Source organism: Methylophilus medardicus, assembly GCF_006363955.1.
Taxonomy (GTDB): Bacteria; Pseudomonadota; Gammaproteobacteria; order Burkholderiales; family Methylophilaceae; genus Methylophilus; species Methylophilus medardensis.
The window spans coordinates 469,528-488,574 of the sequence record NZ_CP040948.1; the positions used below are offsets into that span (position 1 = coordinate 469,528).

A 19,047-nucleotide genomic window follows, 5' to 3' on the forward strand; every position below is an offset into this window, starting at 1 on the left:
GCAAAGGGGGAGTCAGTCGTGGCGTTGGCGATCAATGAAATGGCGCAGTGCGGCCTCTAATGCTGGATTATTCGCTTCGTTTGCGTAGGACTCAAGCGTATTTAAAGCCTGATTAGAAGGGGCTTTGATGCGTTTATGCTTGCTTGGCGGGCGAGATTTTACTTGCACTTTGACCTTAATTGCGTTAAGGTTTAAGCCTTTGATTTTCCGGGAGTTTTGACAGAAATCCCGGATTTTTTGCAACAGTTGGGGTTCCATTAACCTGATTCTGCTGGCCACCGCGCCGGAGTGCACGGCGATGGTGAGTGCACCATCATGGTGTGCCAATACGTGTGAAAGCTTGGCGAGTTCCGGGGCAACTGCAGACCAACATTGCTGTAAATGCTGCCGATCATCCGCTTCTTGTAACAGCGGCTTGAGATCGTTGTGATGCTTGAAAATCTGATTGATTTTGAACATGGCGGATTGTCTACAGAATGCATGAATATTGTACACCACCTAGGCTGTGATCGTTGGCTTGCCATGGATCCGCCGGTGAATAGCGAGAGTTCTTAGCATGATTAATATCATTATTGTTTCAGAAAAAATGGCGAAGCCCAAAACGCTGGGCATGTTTGAAAGCGTAGGGATCGCGTTGGCGTTGGTGTTAGTGCCAGTGGTATTAACCTTATTATTTATTACGCCACAGCAGGTTATCAAGTCGCAAGGCGTTAAGGCGATGTTGCCTCCGCACCTGCGTGGTGCGATGTTATCGACCCAAAGTCATTTAGATGCTTATGCCAAGCAGATTGGTGAATTGCAAGCACGGATACTGCGACTAGATGCGCAGAATCAGCGCTTATCGAAATTGGCAGGTGTCAGATCTACTGCCGAGCCGATCAATGAGCGAACCTTGGTGAACGAAGTGCCGACGAGTGCACCATTAGGTCAAGGTGGGCCGTTGGTGAAAGACTCCCCATTGAGTGAAGAAGATTTAAAAGCCACCATTGAGCAAATGTCGGCTGATCTGGATTTTCGTGATGCGTTTCAAGGCAAGATTGAAGCAAAATTGCTCCAGAAAAGTGTGTTGCGCGAGATGCTGCCTAACAGCAGCCCGGTCGAAGCGGCTTACAGTTCATCCAGTTATGGCTGGCGGATTGATCCCATGAGTGGACATAGGGCGTTTCATGAGGGGCTCGACTTTCCGGCATCTGTGGGCATGCCGGTATTCGCAGCGGCGGACGGGATTGTCATCACTGCCGTACAAACACCGGATTATGGCAATTTGTTGAAGATTGACCACGGCTCAGGCCTCGAAACCCGTTATGCGCACAACTCCAGGTTGTTGGTAAAGCCAGGTGACCGCGTCATGAAAGGGCAGAAGATCGCCTTGATTGGCAGTACTGGTCGCTCTACGGGCCCGCATTTACACTATGAAATTCGTCTCAATGGCAACCCGCTGGATCCCAGAGAATACCTGAGGAATCATTCCTAAGGTAAATCCAGATCTGACGTGCAATAATTGAGACAACCTCACGCTATATCTTATACAATCTCGCTTTATTCCAATTTAACCCCGCGCTTGCGGAAATCGGTGTGACTCATGTTAGCCTCGTTGTTTAAAAAATTATTTGGCAGTCGCAATGATCGACTGGTCAAACAGTATCAACAAACCGTCAAACAAATCAATGCATTAGAGCCTGCCACCCAGGCATTGAGCGATGAAGAGTTGCGGGCAAAAACCGAAGCGTTTAAACAACGTTACGCCAATGGCGAATCCTTAGATAAGTTGCTCCCCGAAGCGTTTGCCGTGGTGCGAGAGGGCAGCAAGCGTGCATTGGGCATGCGTCACTTCGATGTGCAGCTGATTGGCGGCATGGTGCTGAATGCTGGCAAAATTGCTGAAATGCGTACCGGTGAGGGTAAAACCCTGGTCGCGACCCTTCCTACCTACTTAAATGCGCTGACCGGTAAAGGCGTGCATGTGGTCACCGTGAACGATTATCTTGCCAAGCGCGATGCGGAATGGATGGGGCAACTCTACAACTTTTTAGGGTTAAGCGTTGGTATCAATCTGTCGCAAATGCCGCATGATGCCAAACAACAAGCCTATGCCGCAGACATTACTTACGGCACCAATAACGAGTTTGGTTTTGACTACTTGCGTGACAACATGGTGTTTAGCAAAGAAGAGCGCGTGCAGCGTCCTTTGCATTATGCTTTGGTCGATGAAGTAGACTCCATCTTGATTGATGAAGCACGCACGCCCTTGATCATCTCTGGTCAAGCTGAGCATAGCGTTGATTTATACGGTGCGATTAATGAAGTGGCCAAGCAGTTAGTCCGCCAGCAAGTCGAAGACGGTGAGGGCGATTTCTGGGTGGATGAAAAAGCACAGAGCGTGACCATGAGTGAAGTGGGGCACGAACATGCAGAGCAGCTGCTTGAACAAAGTGGCCTGTTAACCGCTGGTTCAAGTTTGTATGAGCCGGCGAATATTACCTTGGTGCATCACTTGTATGCTTCGTTGCGCGCACAAAATCTCTATCACCGTGACCAGCATTATGTGGTGCGTAACAATGAGATTGTGATTGTCGATGAGTTTTCTGGCCGTATGATGCCTGGGCGTCGTTGGTCAGATGGTCTGCATCAAGCGGTCGAAGCTAAAGAAGGCGTTACCATTCAGAAAGAGAACCAGACGCTGGCCTCTATCACGTTCCAAAATTACTTCCGTATGTATCAAAAACTGAGTGGCATGACGGGGACAGCGGATACCGAGGCCTACGAGTTTAATCAGATTTATGCGTTGGAAACGGTCGTGATTCCAACCCATAGACCCGTGCAGCGCGCAGATGCGATGGACAAGGTGTATCGCACTGGCATGGAAAAATACAAGGCGGTGATTGAAGATATCAAGCAATGTCAGGCCAAAGGTCAGCCAGTGCTGGTGGGTACGACATCGATTGAGAATTCAGAACTTATTTCACAGTTGCTCACGCAGGCCAAGCTGGATCACCAAGTGTTAAACGCCAAACAGCATGAGCGCGAAGCTACCATCGTCGCTGAGGCGGGACGTCCCGGCATGATCACAATCGCAACCAATATGGCTGGTCGCGGCACTGATATTGTGTTGGGCGGTAACTCTGAAGGTGAAGTGCACGCCATCCGTCATGATGCAAGTTTGAGTGATGCCGACAAAGAAACTAAAATTGCTCAGATTAAAGCTGAGTGGCAACAACGGCATGATGCGGTATTGGCGGCAGGTGGTTTGCATATCATTGGCACCGAGCGTCATGAGTCACGTCGTGTCGATAATCAGCTGCGTGGCCGTTCTGGCCGTCAAGGCGATCCCGGTTCAAGTCGTTTTTACTTGTCTTTAGAAGATCAGTTACTCCGCATTTTCTCAGGCGAGCGCGTGGCTGCGATTATGACGCGTTTGAATATGCCAGAAGGCGAAGCCATTGAACATGCCATGGTGACACGTGCGATTGAGAATGCGCAACGTAAGGTCGAAGGTCGCAACTTTGATATTCGTAAGCAATTGCTCGAATATGATGATGTCTCTAATGACCAACGTAAAGTGATTTACGAGCAGCGCAATGAATTACTCGAATCTGTCGATGTCGGTCAGACGATCCGTGCCATGCGTGAAGATGTGATCAACAGCTTATTTAATACGCATATTCCGCCGGGCAGTGTCGAGGAGCAATGGGACATCGCTGCCTTAGAGCAAGCCTTGCAAGAAGAGCTGAACATGCCGTTACCTGTGGGTGAGTGGCTGGAAAGCAATCCTGATTTGCACGAAGAAACACTGCGTGAGCGCGTGTTAAATGCGGCTAACGAGAGTTATGCAGGCAAAGAGGCGATGGCCGGCAATGATAATATGCGCAACTTCGAACGCGCAGTGATGTTGCAGAGCTTGGATAATCACTGGCGTGAGCATTTGGCTGCGTTAGATCACTTGCGTCAAGGGATTCATTTGCGTTCTTATGCGCAAAAAAATCCTAAGCAAGAATATAAGCGTGAAGCCTTTGAGTTGTTTGAGTCTCTACTCAATACCGTCAAGAGCGAAGTCACTAAAATTACGATGCAAGTCCAAGTGCGTTCGCGTGAGGAGCTAGAGGCTGAAGAGCGTCGCGCCGAGGAAGCCATGCGTGCTGCAGAGGTCGGTAATGTTCAGTACCAGCATACGGATTATGACTCTGCGCTCACCAACACCGGCGAGGCGGCAGCCTCCGCGCAAGATTTGCCAGAAGGCGTGCGTGTTGGCCGTAATGACCCTTGTCCATGTGGTTCGGGCAAGCGTTTCAAAAACTGCCACGGCGCCTTGAGCTAAGTCAGAACGAGAGGAATCGCTATGTCTGAATTAGAAGTTCAATCCCCTTGCGTAGGGGTATGCAGTATGGATGAGGAGACCGGTTTCTGTCAGGGTTGCTTCAGGACCCTGGATGAAATTCGCTTATGGTGGGACATGGATAATGCCAGCAAAGCAGAGGTGGTCAAACTGGCTGCAGCAAGAGAGTCAGCGGTATTTGGTGACTAACGATTTAGACGCTGTTGCCTGATCAAACACCCATATAAAAAGCCGGCGAATGCCGGCTTTTTATATGGGTTGAGCATCCATCTTAAAGGTCTGAGAGCGGGTGGGCACCGAGTGTATTGGATTGTGCATCTAGCTTGCCGATGACTAAATTGAGCGAGAGGTTTAAGTTTTGCAGCGTATCAATATCTAACGTGGCAAGCACTTGCGGCAAAATACCATCCACCGGTTTCGGCGCTTTGGCCAACACACTATAGCCCTCCGCCGTCACGATCAATCCTACTTTTCGTTGATCTTCGCTTAGGCGCTGTTTTTCGACCAGATTTTTTTTAACCAGCTTTTCAACCAACAGGCTACAGGTCGACTGGTGAATGGCTAGGTTTTCTGCCAAACGGGAAACGCCTAATTCTGGATGCGTTGCAATTTCATGCAACAGCCAAAGCTGAGAGCCAGAGATGCCGCAAGAGGCTTCAATTTCTCTAAAATGTTGTCTGACGGTGCCGAAAATAATTCGAAATTGTTTTAGGGCTTCTTTGGCGAGAGAATTTTGCATAATTAAGTAAATGTAAATATTTTATAGCGACCATTTTACCAGTTTCCTACGAATAACTGGATTCACTAACATTATCGCGATAAAAATTCCTTGCTCATTGTGTCGTTTTTGACAAAAAAGTTGTATTTATGTCGTGAGCGGATGCTTTCAGCGATGAAAGGTAGTGCGATGCGCGTGGTGGTGGTCGTTTTAAAGCGGCAAAGTTTCAAGTAGCGGGTAAGGAGATTTGACGCAAAGCGCTTGCTGCTGATGCAAAGTATGCAAGGTTTGTAAACCAAACTCGATGATCGAGGCTGCAGGTAGGTGTGGCAGGGAGTGTGCTAACGTGGTCAGGTGATCCAATGCGCTTGTAGTGTTCGCCTGAAATTGCTGCAGTAATTGAAAGGTGATTACGTTTAACTGGATAAACCGCACCTGATAGTCAGGTGTGCGATACACCAATAAAAACGTGGCTTCTGGTGTGGGGTGCGCATTTTTTTTTGAAATGCATTGCACTGGATAATCATAATCTAATAAACGGTGCACCTCTGGTAATTTCAGCACGCATGGGCGCAGTCCATCCGGGGTGGTGATTTGCGTGCTAATGGTGGCGTCATGATGCGTTTCTACTTGTCGACTGACGGCAAGTTCCACCCATTCATAATGGGCTAATTGCGCGGCAAAGGCAGGGATGTCTACATTCGGCAACGTGCCTGTTTGTAAATAATCGACAAACGTTTTGGGAATATCCGCGAATAGGGGGCTTTCAAAGGGTTGCGCGTAGAAGCATGCCCGAACCAGCTTGCCAAAACGACGTTTGCCAAGTAACTGGCTAAGGACTGGAAAACAAGCACGCACACTGGCTAAAAAATTATTAAAGACAATCTCGCGGTAAATGCGCATGCGTTGATCATTGACGCCGTCGGGTTTGTCGTGGCGCTTGGGGTCACGCAAATGCGCAGTAAATGCGTGCTGGTAAGCCTGAAATGGCAGCATCAGGCCACCTTGCGCCTGATCGGTTGGCTTTTAGGAGGCATCGTTTGTTGCAGTTCAGCGATGCGATTCACCTCTTGCATGAGCGACGTTAAGGGTGGGATGTTGGTATCTCGCTCTAGCAACGTCGGAAACACACCTAAATGGTCATAGGCATGCGATAGCAATTGCCAGACTGGATCAATAATCGACTCGCCATGCGTGTCCACCAATACACGGTCCTCGATTTGTAAGTGGCCCGCCATATGGCCGTACACAATGCGCTCAGCCGGCAGTTGGTTTAAAAATGCATAGGGATCAAAGCCAAAATTAACACTGTTTACATACACATTATTAATATCCAAATGCAAGTCGCAGTCAGCCTCACTTAATACGGCATTGATAAAAATGATTTCATCCATGTCGGCGATGGGGGCGGCCACATAAAAAGAAGCATTTTCTACCGCAATACGGCGCTCGAGAATGTCTTGGGTTTGTCGGATGCGTTGCGCGACATAGTGGACGGCTTCTGATGTAAAGGGAATCGGCAGCAAATCATAAATGTAGCCATTGGAGGTGTCGCTACAATAGCTTAAATGTTCGGTGTACAGCGGAATCTCAAAATCGGCTAAAAACTGTTTCACTTGTTTGAGAAAGCCGACATTTAGCGGATCCGGTCCGCCCAAGGATAAACACAAACCATGGCAAGCAATCGGATAATGTTGGGTTAGCCAGTCGAGTTCGGCAGCATATTTACCGCCGGCCTGTATCCAGTTTTCGGGGGCGATCTCTAAAAACTGCAAGCGCTCAAGACTTGGCTGGCCGTGTTGCTGCTTTAATTGGGGCAGCCATTCGCGCTTTAACCCCAGGCCTGCACCACAAATATCCGATTGCTGCGCCATGATGCTGTTTTTATCCGTTATTTGTTAGCGTGGCAAGAACCTTCTTTCATTTTTTCAGCAGAGCAGCTCCCTTCTTTCATTTTGTCCGCTGAGCAGCTGCCTTCTTTGGCTTTTTCATGATGGCAGGAGCCTTCCTTCATTTTGTCGGCGCCGCCGTTAGAGTCTTTCATTTTCTTCATGTTTGCGCCACATTTACCGCTGCCACATTTACCTTCTTTGCCTTTTGCGTCCGTTGCATCAGCCACTTGATAGCCTTGAGCCAGTGTTTTAAGTTCAAAGGGATTGTTGCCTGCCTGCGCTGCAGCTGCAGCAATCGATAAAGCAATCGCGCCAGAGATGAAAGTCATTTTATGTGTCGTCATGTTGGTTCCTTTTTAAATCAGGGTTTAAAAGTGGACATCAGTAAAACTTGTCCAGTTGTTGTGTAATGCGGTCCCGTGCGTCTTGTGACAACGCAACTTCGCTATCTTCGGCCACTTGCTGTTGCCAACCCTGCATTGCGCGGCGAATCCACTGAAGTTGTTGTGCAAAGCGGCGGCAATACACACAAATCAGCAAATGCAACCTGACTGCCCAGCGCTCACGCCAAGTGAGCGGGCGATCAAGTGATTGCGAGACCAATACGCTGGTTCGTTTGCAATTCAACATCTCTTTTTCCGTTTCACTTTCACGTGTTACCAATGCATTTCAAGACATTTTCGTAGTCCCATGCGAGCACGGTATAACATTACCCATGCATTGGTCGCAGTGATATTCAATGCCTTACAAATTTCTTCATTCTCCATTTCATCCACGTCTCGCATGGTAAAAATGGCTGCTAGTTTTTGCGGTAGCCGCGTCATGCATTGCTGCAATATCTGTAAAAATTGCTTTTGCTGCAAGGCGTCTTGTGGGATGTCCCAAGCTACTGGTTTTTCTGCCCAGTGGCCAGTGTTGTCGAAAAATTCATCCATATTGGCATCCTCTTCGGTGAGGAGTTCTGAGGCGGGTATTTCGCGTACTTGCTTACGCATGCAGTCGATGATTTTGTGTTTTAAGATCCCTGTGAGCCAGGTGCGGGGACTAGATTGCGCGGCATAGTTTGGGTTTTTGATCGCGGCAAGCAGTGTTTCTTGCACCACATCTTCTGCTTGATGTGGATTGCGCAATCTCGCTAGTGCAAATCGATATAAATAGTCGCCATGCTCATTGAGCCAGTCATGTGGATTCGTCGCCATGGCAGTCATTGAAGCATAATTCAGCTTGAAGGGGCAATACCGGCGCGCTGTTCAATGAGTTGCAGATAATGCGCAGCATCCAGCCCGGTTTGTTGGCGCTGTGCCAGCCAGATTGTTTCAGCTAGACATTCGAGTAAGGCGTGTTGGGCTTCATGCTCTTCTTGAAACTTTGTGCACAGGTTGCCGTAAGCCTGCGTGATGCCTATAGGTTGATTGATGCTGATCTGCTCTTGTATCGACAGGTGCAAGCTCATGTGCAAGAAAGGATTGGTTTCACCCATTTCTGGGAAGTAGGCTTGTTCGAGAGATTGCTCGGGATGATCCAGTGTGGCATGGTATTCAGGATGCATATGCACAATGCCTACCGCCATTTTTTCCAGGGGGGTGAGCGTCTGCTGTTGCTTGAATTTGGCCCAAGCATCAAAGAAAAACTGACGAACCTCGTCGCGGCTGGGGTTGAATAAAGCCATGGTTAACTCTCTGCCGGTGGTTTTACCGGACGTAGTTGTTTGTCGTGAAATTCACATAAGTCGGCGATACAGCAATCGCCACATTTGGGGCTGCGCGCAGTGCAGGTATAACGACCATGCAAAATCAACAGATGATGCGCATCTCGCAGAAACTGTTTCGGCGTGAGGCTTAAAAAGCGCTGCTCAACCTGTAGCACATTTTTACCCGTCGCTAGTTTGGTGCGGTTGCCGACGCGAAACAAATGCGTGTCGACTGCAATTGTCGGCTGACCAAAGGCCGTGTTTAGAATCACGTTAGCCGTTTTGCGACCCACACCAGCCAGTGCCTCGAGTGCAGCTCGGCTCTCTGGCACTTCGCCGCCATGTAGCTCTACCAGTTGCTGGCAGCACTTGAGAACATTATTGGCTTTGGCATGGTAAAGGCCGATGGTTTTGATATAACTTTCTAATCCGGCTAAACCTAAATCCAGAATAGCTTGCGGTGTGTTGGCGACTTTAAATAATTTCCGCGTGGCAATATTGACGCCTTTGTCGGTCGCTTGTGCCGATAAGATGACTGCAATCAATAGTTCAAAGGTAGAGCTGTGTTCAAGTTCTGTCGTTGGATCTGGGATGGCTTGCGCCAGCCGTTCAAAAATAGCGAGTCTTTTTTGTGCGTTCATAACATGGCATCATTCATGGGTCAGCTATTAAGCTTTTTGCGCGTTGACACGAGCGATGGCGGCGGCCATCGCCAGTTTTTTAATGTTCTCTGTCGTATCCTTAGAGGAGGACTCGGTGTGATTAGTTTGGCGCTTTTGATCATTTTCAAGCGCTAGTCGGTGCAGTCGCTGGGTATGGCGCTGTCTTGCTAGGTCGGACTCTTCGGCGTTCATGGCCATTGGCCGGCCATCCACCACTTGCATCTCGATGCAATCCACCGGGCAGGGCGGCAGGCACAGTTCACAGCCCGTGCACAGTTGCCCAATCACCGTATGCATTTGTTTTGATGCGCCGAGAATCGCATCTACCGGGCAAGCGCTGATGCACAAGGTGCAACCGATGCAGGTCGTCTCATCGATCACGGCGACCATTTTGGCTTTGGTTACACCATGTGCAGGATTTAAAGGCACATAAGGGCGATGTAACAAGTCTGCCAGCGCGCGCAGGCCAATCTCTCCGCCCGGCGGGCACTGGTTGATTTCAGCTTCGCCTCTCGCAATGGCTGTGGCATAGGGTTTGCAGCCTGCATATCCGCACTGGCGACACTGTGTTTGCGGCAACAACGCATCAATCTGCGCAATGCGCGCTGCTTCCGATTGATTGGCGGCATCTGCCGTCGTGGTCAGCTGATGGTGTCGACTGGAGGTCTGCATTTGCGGTTGTCGAGGCGAGATTCAATGTTAATAGCGAAAAATATCATTATAACTGAATCCATGTTTGGCCATGGTTTGGTCGGCCTGGGCGATGCGGCCGCATGGCTTCTTTGGCGTTCGGCCGCATAATCAGTTAAAATATTCGCTTTATTATTAAATGGCGCTAGGTATGTTTACGGGCAGTTTGGTCGCAATCGTTACTCCGATGTTTGAAGATGGTCGTTTGGATCTGGACGCGCTCAAAAAGTTGATCGACGTGCATGTCGATGCTGGTACCGATGGCATTGTGATTGTCGGTACGACTGGCGAGTCGCCTACGGTCACTGTCGATGAACATTGTCTGTTGATTAAAACGACCATTGAGCATGTGGCTAAACGCGTGCCGGTGATTGCCGGCACTGGGGCGAACTCAACGGCTGAAGCGATTGAATTGACCGCCAAGGCCAAGAGTTTGGGTGCAGATGCTTGCCTACTGGTGGCGCCTTATTACAACAAGCCCTCACAAGAAGGCTTGTATCAGCATTTTAAAGCGGTGGCTGAGGCTGTCGATATTCCCCAAATTTTATACAATGTGCCTGGACGCACTGGATGCGATCTGAGCAATGATACCGTGTTACGTTTGGCGCAGTTGCCAAACATTGTCGGTATTAAAGATGCAACAGGGGGCATTGAGCGTGGCACAGACTTGTTGCTGCGCAAGCCTGCAGACTTCGCCGTTTATAGTGGTGACGATGCGACGGCGATGCCGCTGATGTTGTTAGGCGCCAAGGGCGTGATCTCGGTCACGGCCAATGTGGCGCCAACACTGATGCATGACATGTGCGTGCATGCACTCAATGGCAATGTGGCCGCTGCCATCGCATGTAACGCAAAATTGTTTGCATTGCACCAGAAGTTGTTTGTGGAAGCGAACCCGATTCCGGTGAAATGGGTACTACAGCAAATGGGTTTGATTGGCACCGGCATTCGTTTGCCGCTAGTGAATTTGTCTAGCCAATATCATGAAGTATTACGCAACGCCATGCAGCAGGCTGACATTGCCGCTTGATGGTGTGAAGATTAATTTAGGGTGAGATAAGTGAAATACATGAGTCATGTTTGGGTACAACGGGCAGTGCTGCTCAGTCTAGTCACGGCGCTGGCCGCGTGTGATTCCATCCCGTTTCTGAACAATAGTTCAGATTACAAGGGCGCTGGTCGCTCCAAGCCGCTTGAGGTTCCCCCTGATTTGACCACCGTACGCACCAGTAGCACCTACAACGTGCCGGGCAGTACCAGTTATTCAGCCTACAGCCAGAACCAAGACGCACAGGAACAGAACGGCCCGCAACCGGTGTTAGCCGATATGAAAAACGTGCGCATGGTCAAAGCCGGCTCGCAGCGTTGGTTAGTGGTCAATGCCCCCGCCGAAAAAGTGTGGCCGATTGTGCGTGATTTCTGGCTGGATCAAGGCTTTGCTGTCAAAGTTGAAAATCCTGAAGTCGGTGTGATTGAAACGGAATGGTTGCAATCGGATGCGATCAAGCCAAAAGAAGATAATCGTGGCTATGGCGAGAAGTTTGATGCCTGGTTGGATAAATTATCTGGCTTTGCAGATAGACGCAAATTCCGTACGCGGATCGAACGCGGTGAAAAAGACGGTACCACTGAGATTTACATGACTCATCGCACCGTTGCTGGCGCCCCCGATGATGGTAAAAACTACGTGACGACGCAGCTTGGGGTGATTGATACCGGCTACCGCGCAAACGCCGCAGATGCCAAAAATAATGCCGGACAGGAGTTTGATGCGGATCTGGATGCAGAATTGCTGCGCCGCATGATGGTGAAACTGGGTCTAGATGAGCAAAAAGCAGAACAGGTGATGACACAAGCAGCCTCTGATAAACGTGCAGATGTGATTAAAGAATCTGATCAGAGCGTGACCTTGAAGTTGAACGAGCCTTTTGATCGCGGTTGGCGTCGGGTGGGCTTGGCACTGGATCGCATCGGTTTTGTTACCGAAGACAAAAACCGCTCAGAAGGTATTTTTTACGTACGGTATGCTGATACAGATGCAGAGGACCCGATCAAGCAGAAAAAAGGCTTGCTGGAGCGTTTGAAGTTCTGGGGTAGCGATGAGGATGAAAAATCGGCAGCGCCTGCAGATGTTAAACCAGGCGATAAAACCAAGTTCTGGAAAGGCACCGCCGACGGCGACAAGTCTAGCAAGCAGTACCATATTCAAGTGCTAGAAAACGCAGATGACACCACAGATGTCTATGTGCTGACCTCAGACAACAAACGCAACACCTCCACCACTGCAAACCGGATTATTTCATTGCTGTATGAACAGCTGAAATAGTTTGAGGCTGAAGTGCAATTTGCATCACTAGGCAGTGGCAGTGCAGGCAATGCCACGCTGATCGAGGCCGGGGAAACCCGGCTTTTGCTCGACTGCGGCTTTAGCGTTAAGGAGACGGTGCAACGCCTGGCCAGGCTGCAGCGACAGCCAGAGCAACTCACCGGCATCTTGGTCACCCACGAACATGATGACCATGCCCGCGGTGCATTCAAGCTCGCGGCGCGCTACCAGATTCCGGTGTGGCTCACCCATGGCACCTTGAGTATGTGCCAGCGTTATTTGCCTGCAGCGTCGCAATCGGTAAAGCTCAACATTGTCGATGCACATACCGTGTTTGCGTTACAAGAAATTGAGGTACACCCCTATCCGGTGCCGCATGACGCGCGTGAGCCCGCACAGTTTGTGTTTAGTGATGGCGTGCGTAAGTTTGGCGTGTTAACAGATGTCGGCAGTGTGACGCCACATATTGTGCTGATGCTGCAAGCTTGTGATGGTTTATTGCTGGAGTGCAATCATGATTTAGAGATGTTGCGCAATGGACCTTATGCCTACTCGCTGAAAAAAAGGGTCGGTGGTTGGCTAGGGCATCTAGATAATCAATCCAGTGCCCAGCTGCTAGCAAAACTCGACAACCGTAAACTCAAACATCTGGTTGCAGCGCATTTGAGTGAAAAAAATAATACCCCCACCCTAGCCCAGCAAGCCCTGAGTGAGGTGCTTCACTGTGAGCGTGATTGGGTACAAATCGCCAGCCAGCAATCGGGGCTGGACTGGCGTTCTCTTATTTAGCCTAGCGCCATAGATTTAGACCAGTTCCATGCATCTAGTCCAGCACCATGATCTGCTCAGATAAGCGGATCATGCGTTCAACCGGGGTCACCCACACGATGCCATCCCCGATATTGCCGGTGTGACCAACCTCAACGATGGTCTGTAATACGCCCTCCACCAAGTCATCCGGCACCACCATGTAGATATATACTTTGGGGCTGTAGTCGGTCAGCTCTTCCCTGACGCCGACGCTTGGCTTTTGCAAGTGCGGGCCACAGCCTTCCATTTTACTGACAGACATACCGGGAAAGCCTTTGATGTTACGCAACGCAGAGCGTATCTTGGCCAACCTTGCAGGTTGTATGACTGCTTTGATCTCTTTCATAAAAATATCCTTTTGCGCATCATCTTATTCGATTGGCATTATGCCTCTATCTGACGCTCTTCAAACTTACGATAGAGTGTAGGCACGACAATCAGGGTCAGCAAGGTGGAGGTAATCAGGCCGCCGATCACCACAATCGCCAAGGGGCGCTGCACTTCTGCGCCAGGCCCGGTGGCAAACAAGAACGGTACCAAGCCTAACATAGCCACTGTGGCCGTCATCATGACTGGCCGGAAGCGCTGTGCGCAACCTTTACGGATCGCCTCTAGCTGCTCCATGCCCTCTTCACGCAAGGTGCGAATGTACGACACCAGGACCACCGCATTCAATACCGCTATCCCCCATAAGGCAATAAAGCCGACCGAGGCAGGCACGGATAAGTACTCACCGGTGACAAACAGTGCAATGACGCCACCAATAGAGGCAAACGGCAACACCAAAATAATCATGGTGGCGAACCGTAGCGACTGGAACAACAAGAACAATAGGAAGAAAATCGCGGCAATCGTCACTGGAATGATGATCATCAAGTGGCCCATCGCGCGCTCCATATTTTGGAACTGACCGCCATACTCCAGATAATAGCCATCCGGTAATTGCAGTTTCTGACCGAGCACTTGTTGCAGCTCAGCCACAAAACCGCCCAGATCACGGTCTTTAACATTGACGCCGATGACGATACGGCGCTTGGCCAACTCGCGACTAATTTGCGCCGGCCCATCTTTGACTTCGATGTCTGCTAAGTCTTCCAGCGCCACGCGGGAGCCATTAGGGGAGGTGAGCATGATATTACGAATCGCTTCTTCGTCGTTGCGGAACGACTCTGGATATCGCACCGCTGCTGAGAAGCGTCGTTGCCCCTCAAAAATCTCGGTGGCGATTTTACCGCCAATCGCTGTTTCGATGACGTCATGGACATCGGATGCATTGATGCCATGGCGGGCAATTGCTTGCCGATCAATGGTGATGTTTAGGTATTGTTGTCCGGAGACCTTCTCTACCTTGATCTCTGTCGCGCCTTTGACGCTGCCTGAAATTCTGGCGATTTCATCCGCCTTTTGCTTCAGCGTATCGAGGTCCTCCCCAAAAATTTTCACCGCCACATCGGCACGCACCCCGGTCAGTAGTTCGTCGACACGGTCAGAAATCGGCTGCGCCATGATGATTTGCACGCCCGGAATATTCTTTTCGAGCACTGCACGCATTTTTTCGCCGATATCATCCTGGGTCCAGCCCGCTGGCCATTGGTCACGTGGTTTCAGGCTGATAATTGGCGTGGACTCATTTTGCGCCTGCGCATCGGCCGGACTCTCGCCGCGACCCAGCCCAGAGATGGCTGACTTCACGCCAGGCACTTGCTCCATGATCAATTTCATCGCTTTGTTTTCCATTTTCATGGACTCTTCAAGTGAGATATTGGGTACCCGGTTAATGCCGGGCACAATGGAGCCTTCTTTCATTTCTGGGATGAATGACGTGCCCAGAAATGGAAACAGCGCCAGGGTGCCGACAAACACCAGTGCCGAAGCCAGAATGGTTTTTTTCTCATTCTTGAGCACCCAGTTGAGTGCTGATAAATAAGGCCGTTTGATGGCTTGGATGAGCCGCGTGTCCTCGCCACTCCCCCCTTTGAGAATGTAAGAGCACAACGCGGGCGTCATGGTCAGCGATAACACTAGCGAGACGAACAGCGCAATGGCAATGGTATAAGCCAATGGCGCAAACATTTTGCCTTCCATGCCTTCTAGTGTCATCAAAGGTAAAAATACCAAGATGATGATACCCACCCCGAACAGCACCGGGGTCGCCACTTCGGTGGCGGCTTCGAGCGCGACACGAATTCTGCTCTCACCTTTGCGATGGCCTAAATGGTGAAAGGTATTTTCAACCACCACCACCGAGCCATCCACCATCAAGCCGATCGCAATCGCAAGGCCGCCAAGTGACATCAGGTTGGCAGAAATGCCATAGTGATTCATGACCATAAAGGTAATTAATGGCGTCAGCACGAGTGTACCAACCACAATCAGGCTAGAGCGCACGTCCCCCAAAAACAGGAACAAAATGATCACCACCAGAATAATGCCTTCAATCAGCACTTTGGTGACGGTGTGCAGTGCCGCGTCTACCAGCTCACTTCGGTCATAGTAAGGCACAATTTGCAGCCCGTGTGGCAGCATGCCCTTGCTGTTGATTTCTTCAACGCGGGCTTTGATCCGGCTGACCACTTCTTTAGCGTTGCCGCCACGCATCATGATCACAATGCCACCGACCGATTCGGTGTCGCCATTTTTGAGCACGACCCCAACCCGCACCTCATGACCAATGGTGACTTCGGCGACATCGCGGATGTAGACCGGAATCCCATTCACCTCTTTCAGCACCATGTTGCGTATGTCATCCAGATTTTGCACCAGTCCGACACCGCGAATCAGATATTGCTCGGCGTAATGCGGCAAAATACCGCCGCCACTGTTGGCGTTGTTTCGCGCCAGCGCCTCATACACGTCTTTGAGCTTAATCGAAAAGTGCGTCATGCGGTCAGGGTTGACCAGCACCTGGTATTGTTTGACATAGCCGCCTTGCGAGTTGATTTCGGCCACGCCCGGAATACCGCGCAGCAATGGACGCACCACCCAGTCTTGGATCGCGCGTCGCTCAGTCAGGTCTTCGCGGCTGAGTTCTTTTTTGCCATCTTCCGGTTTATCCAGCGTAAATTGATAGACTTCGCCGAGGCCGGTCGAGACGGGTCCCAGAATCGGCGTCACGCCTTGCGGCATGCGCTCCATGACCTCCATCAGTCTTTCCATCACCAGTTGCCGTGCAAAATACACATTGGTGCTGTCGGTAAAAACCAGCGTAATCAGCGATAGCGCATTTTTATTGACTGAGCGCATTTCGGTCAGGCCGGGGAGGCCGGTCATGGCGATTTCAAGCGGCACCGTGATGAAACGCTCTACCTCTTCTGGGGATTTTCCAGTGGCTTGTGTTGCAATCATCACCTGCACATTGGTGACATCAGGAAACGCATCCACCGATAGTTTTTTGACGGCAAACAAGCCTGCAAATACCAGCCCGATGGCGAGCACTAACACAATGAGGCGCTGCTTGAGCGCGCCTCTAATTAACGACTCAATCATGCTTTACTCCATTTCCTTGCGCTTACGTTCGTTATTGACGTGAAAAGCGCCATCGAGCACGATTTGGTCACCGGGTTGCAAGCCTTGTAAGACTTCTCTTTTGTCTGCGTAGGTGCGGCCCAACGTCACGGGTAACAATTTGTATTGTTTGGATTTGAGCGTTTGTGCAAACACATGGTCGGCGTTGTTTTCTCTGACCACTGCGGTAGAGGGGATCGCGATGACCTTTTGAGGCTTCGCTTCGAGCAAGATGGTAATCAGCATGTCCGGCTTCAACAACATCTTGTCGTTACTGATATTGGCGCGCGCCATCACAGTGCGTGTCGCTGGGTCCACAATATCGCCGACGAAGGCCAGCGTGCCGGTGAGCTCTGCATCATCCAGTGCAGGCACTTCAATATTGATGGATTGCCCTTCTTTAATGTGCGCAATTTGTTGCTCAGGAATCTCTGCGACTGCCCAAACGTGAGACAAATCTGCAACGACAAACAATTCCTCAGCCGGGGCCACGACTTGCCCTAATCTGGCTTTGCGCGCAATCACGGTACCGGCAATTTTAGAATTGACCTGGCTGGTGGACATACCACTGTTTTGCAAGCCCAGTTGCGCAATATTGCTAGGCGCCATGCCCAGCACTTGTAACTGATCGCGTGCGGCATTTAATTCGGCGTTCGCCGCATTGAGCTCGCCCTCGCGACGTTGCAATTCTGCCAAACTAATCACATCGGCCTCTAGCAACTGTTTTGCCCGGTCAACGGCTTTGGTTTGTAGCTGCATTTGTTGGCTGGCTTTGATGTAGCTGAGTTGGTACTGCGCCAATTCAGTGCTTTTAATAGTGGCCAAGCGTTGTCCTGCTTTTACTTCATCCCCTAAGTTGACATCCAGAGTGCTGATGCGGCCCGTGATCGAGGCGCCAGCTCTGGATTCAAAGTGCTCATCCACCTGAATGCGTCCGGGGATGCGCAAGGTATCAATGAACAATTGCTCAGATACTGCACCGGTTTTTACCGTCGCTTCTAATTCTTTGGTTAAGCTGACCAAGCTGGGATCTACGACTTCTTTCGTCTCTTGGACAGGCGCTGGTTTTTCACTACAGCCGCTAAATGTGGTTGCCAGTGCGGCAACCAATAATGTTGAACATACAATACGAGACATCACCATCCCCTTACGGTTGAACCAAATCCGAACCGATGAAGCGTTCGATTTGCAATACACTAAAAAAATAATCAAATTTGGCAATCAGATAGTCACGTCTGACATCACGATTGACGCGTTGCGCATCTAGGTATTCCAGAATGCCACGTTCTCCGAATTTATAAGCGGCTTCCGCCCGACTAAGCGTGGCTTCAGATTGATTGAGTAAGCCATTCTCAAACGCTTTGAGCTGGTTGCTGGCGATCACCGTGCGTTGATAAGCGCTATCGATTTCTTTGCGCAGCACCTGTTGTTGCAACTTAATGTTGGCGTCGGCTTCTTCGATGCCGGCGGCAGCTTGCGCAATCTGGCCTTCACGACGATTCCATACGGGTAGTGGCAGCACCACACCTACCCGAAACGTGTTCAGGTCGGGGTCTTGCGTGAAGTCAGATTTCACAGTTAATCCAGGAAAGCGCAACGCCTGCTCTAACTTTAACTTGGCTTCTGCGCTGTCTTTGGCGCTAAACAGTTGTTGCAGGTAAGGGTTGTTTTCAGCCGACTGCCGCAATTCGATCACGCTGGGTAGGGTTGATATCGTCGGTAATTCCGAATTGATTTCAAAACTGTCCGGCATATTGCCGATCATGCCGCGCAAAATCGCTTTCGCTTCCTCAATCCGCGTTTGTGCACTGGCGTAATCGCGCTCGGCCGCTAATAACTCAGTATCCGCTTTAATTAGCTCGTAGCGTGGCGCTTCGCCAATTTCGACCTTACGTTTCACTTTGCTTTGAATTTGCTGCAACAAGCTGAGGTTGGCGCTAAACATGCCGAGGATTTGTTGACGCAACAACACATTCAGATAAGCCTGTTTGATTTGATTCCGCAGATCAAAACTGGTGGTGAATATGCCTTTTTCGGCGTAATTAAACTGTTGCTCCGCCAGCTCGCGCCGCGAGGTACGCGTGCCTGGAAAGTCTAGGGGCTGTGAAATCGTGATGCCATAGTTTTGATTCGTGGTGCCGGGCGCATTGCGATATCTGGCAGGGCCACCCATGATCTCAAGATCAGGGTTAAAGTACGCACGTGATGCTGTGATGCCAGCCGCCGCAGCGGCGGTTTGCGCTTTACTGACCGCCATCATCGGATTTTCATCGACGGCTTTATCCAGCAAGGTTTTTAGGTCAAAAGTGATTTCTGCATTGGCAAGAGGCGATAGGCATAAATAAAAGCATAATAGCTTGCCGATCTGTCGCCAGCGGGTATTTCTTAACATAACGATCCTTTTTCGGTGACAGTTGATTGG

The 19,047-nt window shown here is 50.2% G+C and carries 20 protein-coding genes; 6 read left to right on the top strand and 14 right to left on the bottom strand.

Features of this window, described 5'->3' with window-relative positions; translation table 11 throughout:
• Positions 1-12 precede the first annotated feature (12 nt).
• Positions 13-459, bottom strand: coding sequence for a DUF721 domain-containing protein (locus tag FIT99_RS02305; RefSeq protein WP_140002536.1), 447 nt, complete (start codon positions 457-459; stop codon positions 13-15).
• A gap of 97 nt (positions 460-556) precedes the next feature.
• Between FIT99_RS02305 and FIT99_RS02310 the strand changes: the two genes are divergently transcribed.
• The 3 genes from FIT99_RS02310 (at position 557) to FIT99_RS02320 (ending at position 4,522) form a co-directional block, all read left to right on the top strand.
• On the top strand, positions 557-1,474 hold the full coding sequence (locus FIT99_RS02310) for a M23 family metallopeptidase (RefSeq protein ID WP_140002538.1): 918 nt from the start codon (positions 557-559) through the stop codon (positions 1,472-1,474).
• 108 nt (positions 1,475-1,582) lie between these two features.
• Positions 1,583-4,315 (top strand): preprotein translocase subunit SecA, encoded by a 2,733-nt coding sequence (gene secA, locus FIT99_RS02315; protein WP_140002540.1) that lies wholly within the window; start codon positions 1,583-1,585, stop codon positions 4,313-4,315.
• A gap of 21 nt (positions 4,316-4,336) precedes the next feature.
• On the top strand, positions 4,337-4,522 hold the full coding sequence (locus tag FIT99_RS02320) for a DUF1289 domain-containing protein (protein WP_140002542.1): 186 nt from the start codon (positions 4,337-4,339) through the stop codon (positions 4,520-4,522).
• 82 nt (positions 4,523-4,604) lie between these two features.
• Here FIT99_RS02320 and FIT99_RS02325 read toward each other — a convergent pair whose 3' ends face one another.
• The 9 genes from FIT99_RS02325 to FIT99_RS02365 form a co-directional block, all read right to left on the bottom strand.
• On the bottom strand, positions 4,605-5,072 hold the full coding sequence (locus FIT99_RS02325; RefSeq protein ID WP_140002544.1) for a MarR family winged helix-turn-helix transcriptional regulator: 468 nt from the start codon (positions 5,070-5,072) through the stop codon (positions 4,605-4,607).
• 189 nt (positions 5,073-5,261) lie between these two features.
• Positions 5,262-6,047 (bottom strand): HvfC family RiPP maturation protein, encoded by a 786-nt coding sequence (locus FIT99_RS02330; RefSeq protein ID WP_140002547.1) that lies wholly within the window; start codon positions 6,045-6,047, stop codon positions 5,262-5,264.
• The gene (locus tag FIT99_RS02335; protein WP_140002550.1) at positions 6,047-6,925 is read right to left on the bottom strand and encodes an HvfB family MNIO-type RiPP peptide maturase; all 879 of its coding nucleotides are present in this window, start codon (positions 6,923-6,925) and stop codon (positions 6,047-6,049) included. Before FIT99_RS02335 ends, FIT99_RS02330 begins: the two co-directional genes overlap by 1 nt.
• 17 nt (positions 6,926-6,942) lie before the next feature.
• Entirely contained in the window at positions 6,943-7,287 is a 345-nt protein-coding gene (locus FIT99_RS02340; RefSeq protein ID WP_140002553.1) for a hypothetical protein, read from the bottom strand.
• 37 nt (positions 7,288-7,324) lie between these two features.
• On the bottom strand, positions 7,325-7,573 hold the full coding sequence (locus FIT99_RS02345) for a zf-HC2 domain-containing protein (RefSeq protein ID WP_140002555.1): 249 nt from the start codon (positions 7,571-7,573) through the stop codon (positions 7,325-7,327).
• Between the two features lie 26 nt (positions 7,574-7,599).
• The gene (locus FIT99_RS02350) at positions 7,600-8,142 is read right to left on the bottom strand and encodes a sigma-70 family RNA polymerase sigma factor (protein WP_140002557.1); all 543 of its coding nucleotides are present in this window, start codon (positions 8,140-8,142) and stop codon (positions 7,600-7,602) included.
• A gap of 20 nt (positions 8,143-8,162) precedes the next feature.
• Positions 8,163-8,612 carry a DUF1841 family protein gene (locus FIT99_RS02355; RefSeq protein WP_140002559.1) on the bottom strand — a complete coding sequence of 150 codons (450 nt, stop codon included), beginning with the start codon at positions 8,610-8,612 and terminating at the stop codon, positions 8,163-8,165.
• A gap of 2 nt (positions 8,613-8,614) precedes the next feature.
• Positions 8,615-9,274, bottom strand: coding sequence for an endonuclease III (nth, locus tag FIT99_RS02360; protein ID WP_140002561.1), 660 nt, complete (start codon positions 9,272-9,274; stop codon positions 8,615-8,617).
• Positions 9,275-9,301: 27 nt separating this feature from the next.
• A complete protein-coding gene (locus FIT99_RS02365; RefSeq protein ID WP_140002565.1) occupies positions 9,302-9,967 on the bottom strand; it encodes an RnfABCDGE type electron transport complex subunit B in 666 nt (221 codons plus the stop codon).
• A 169-nt stretch (positions 9,968-10,136) separates the two neighbouring features.
• On the opposite strand from FIT99_RS02365, the gene dapA reads away from it, so the two are divergent.
• Genes dapA through FIT99_RS02380 form a run of 3 tightly spaced genes read left to right on the top strand, consistent with a single transcriptional unit; the run spans position 10,137 to position 13,100 of the window.
• Entirely contained in the window at positions 10,137-11,015 is an 879-nt protein-coding gene (dapA, locus tag FIT99_RS02370) for a 4-hydroxy-tetrahydrodipicolinate synthase (protein ID WP_140002567.1), read from the top strand.
• Positions 11,016-11,054: 39 nt separating this feature from the next.
• On the top strand, positions 11,055-12,311 hold the full coding sequence (gene bamC, locus FIT99_RS02375; RefSeq protein WP_140002569.1) for an outer membrane protein assembly factor BamC: 1,257 nt from the start codon (positions 11,055-11,057) through the stop codon (positions 12,309-12,311).
• Positions 12,312-12,323: 12 nt separating this feature from the next.
• The gene (locus FIT99_RS02380; protein WP_140002571.1) at positions 12,324-13,100 is read left to right on the top strand and encodes an MBL fold metallo-hydrolase; all 777 of its coding nucleotides are present in this window, start codon (positions 12,324-12,326) and stop codon (positions 13,098-13,100) included.
• A gap of 34 nt (positions 13,101-13,134) precedes the next feature.
• On the opposite strand, the gene FIT99_RS02385 is transcribed toward FIT99_RS02380, so the two are convergent.
• The 4 genes from FIT99_RS02385 to FIT99_RS02400 are packed head-to-tail and all read right to left on the bottom strand — an operon-like array spanning position 13,135 to position 19,017.
• On the bottom strand, positions 13,135-13,467 hold the full coding sequence (locus FIT99_RS02385) for a P-II family nitrogen regulator (protein WP_140002574.1): 333 nt from the start codon (positions 13,465-13,467) through the stop codon (positions 13,135-13,137).
• Positions 13,468-13,505: 38 nt separating this feature from the next.
• Positions 13,506-16,607: an efflux RND transporter permease subunit gene (locus FIT99_RS02390; protein WP_140002577.1), complete on the bottom strand. Its 3,102-nt coding sequence runs from the start codon at positions 16,605-16,607 to the stop codon at positions 13,506-13,508.
• Positions 16,608-16,610: 3 nt separating this feature from the next.
• A complete protein-coding gene (locus FIT99_RS02395; RefSeq protein WP_140002580.1) occupies positions 16,611-17,762 on the bottom strand; it encodes an efflux RND transporter periplasmic adaptor subunit in 1,152 nt (383 codons plus the stop codon).
• Between the two features lie 10 nt (positions 17,763-17,772).
• Positions 17,773-19,017 carry a TolC family protein gene (locus FIT99_RS02400; protein ID WP_140002582.1) on the bottom strand — a complete coding sequence of 415 codons (1,245 nt, stop codon included), beginning with the start codon at positions 19,015-19,017 and terminating at the stop codon, positions 17,773-17,775.
• Between the last annotated feature and the right edge of the window lie 30 nt (positions 19,018-19,047).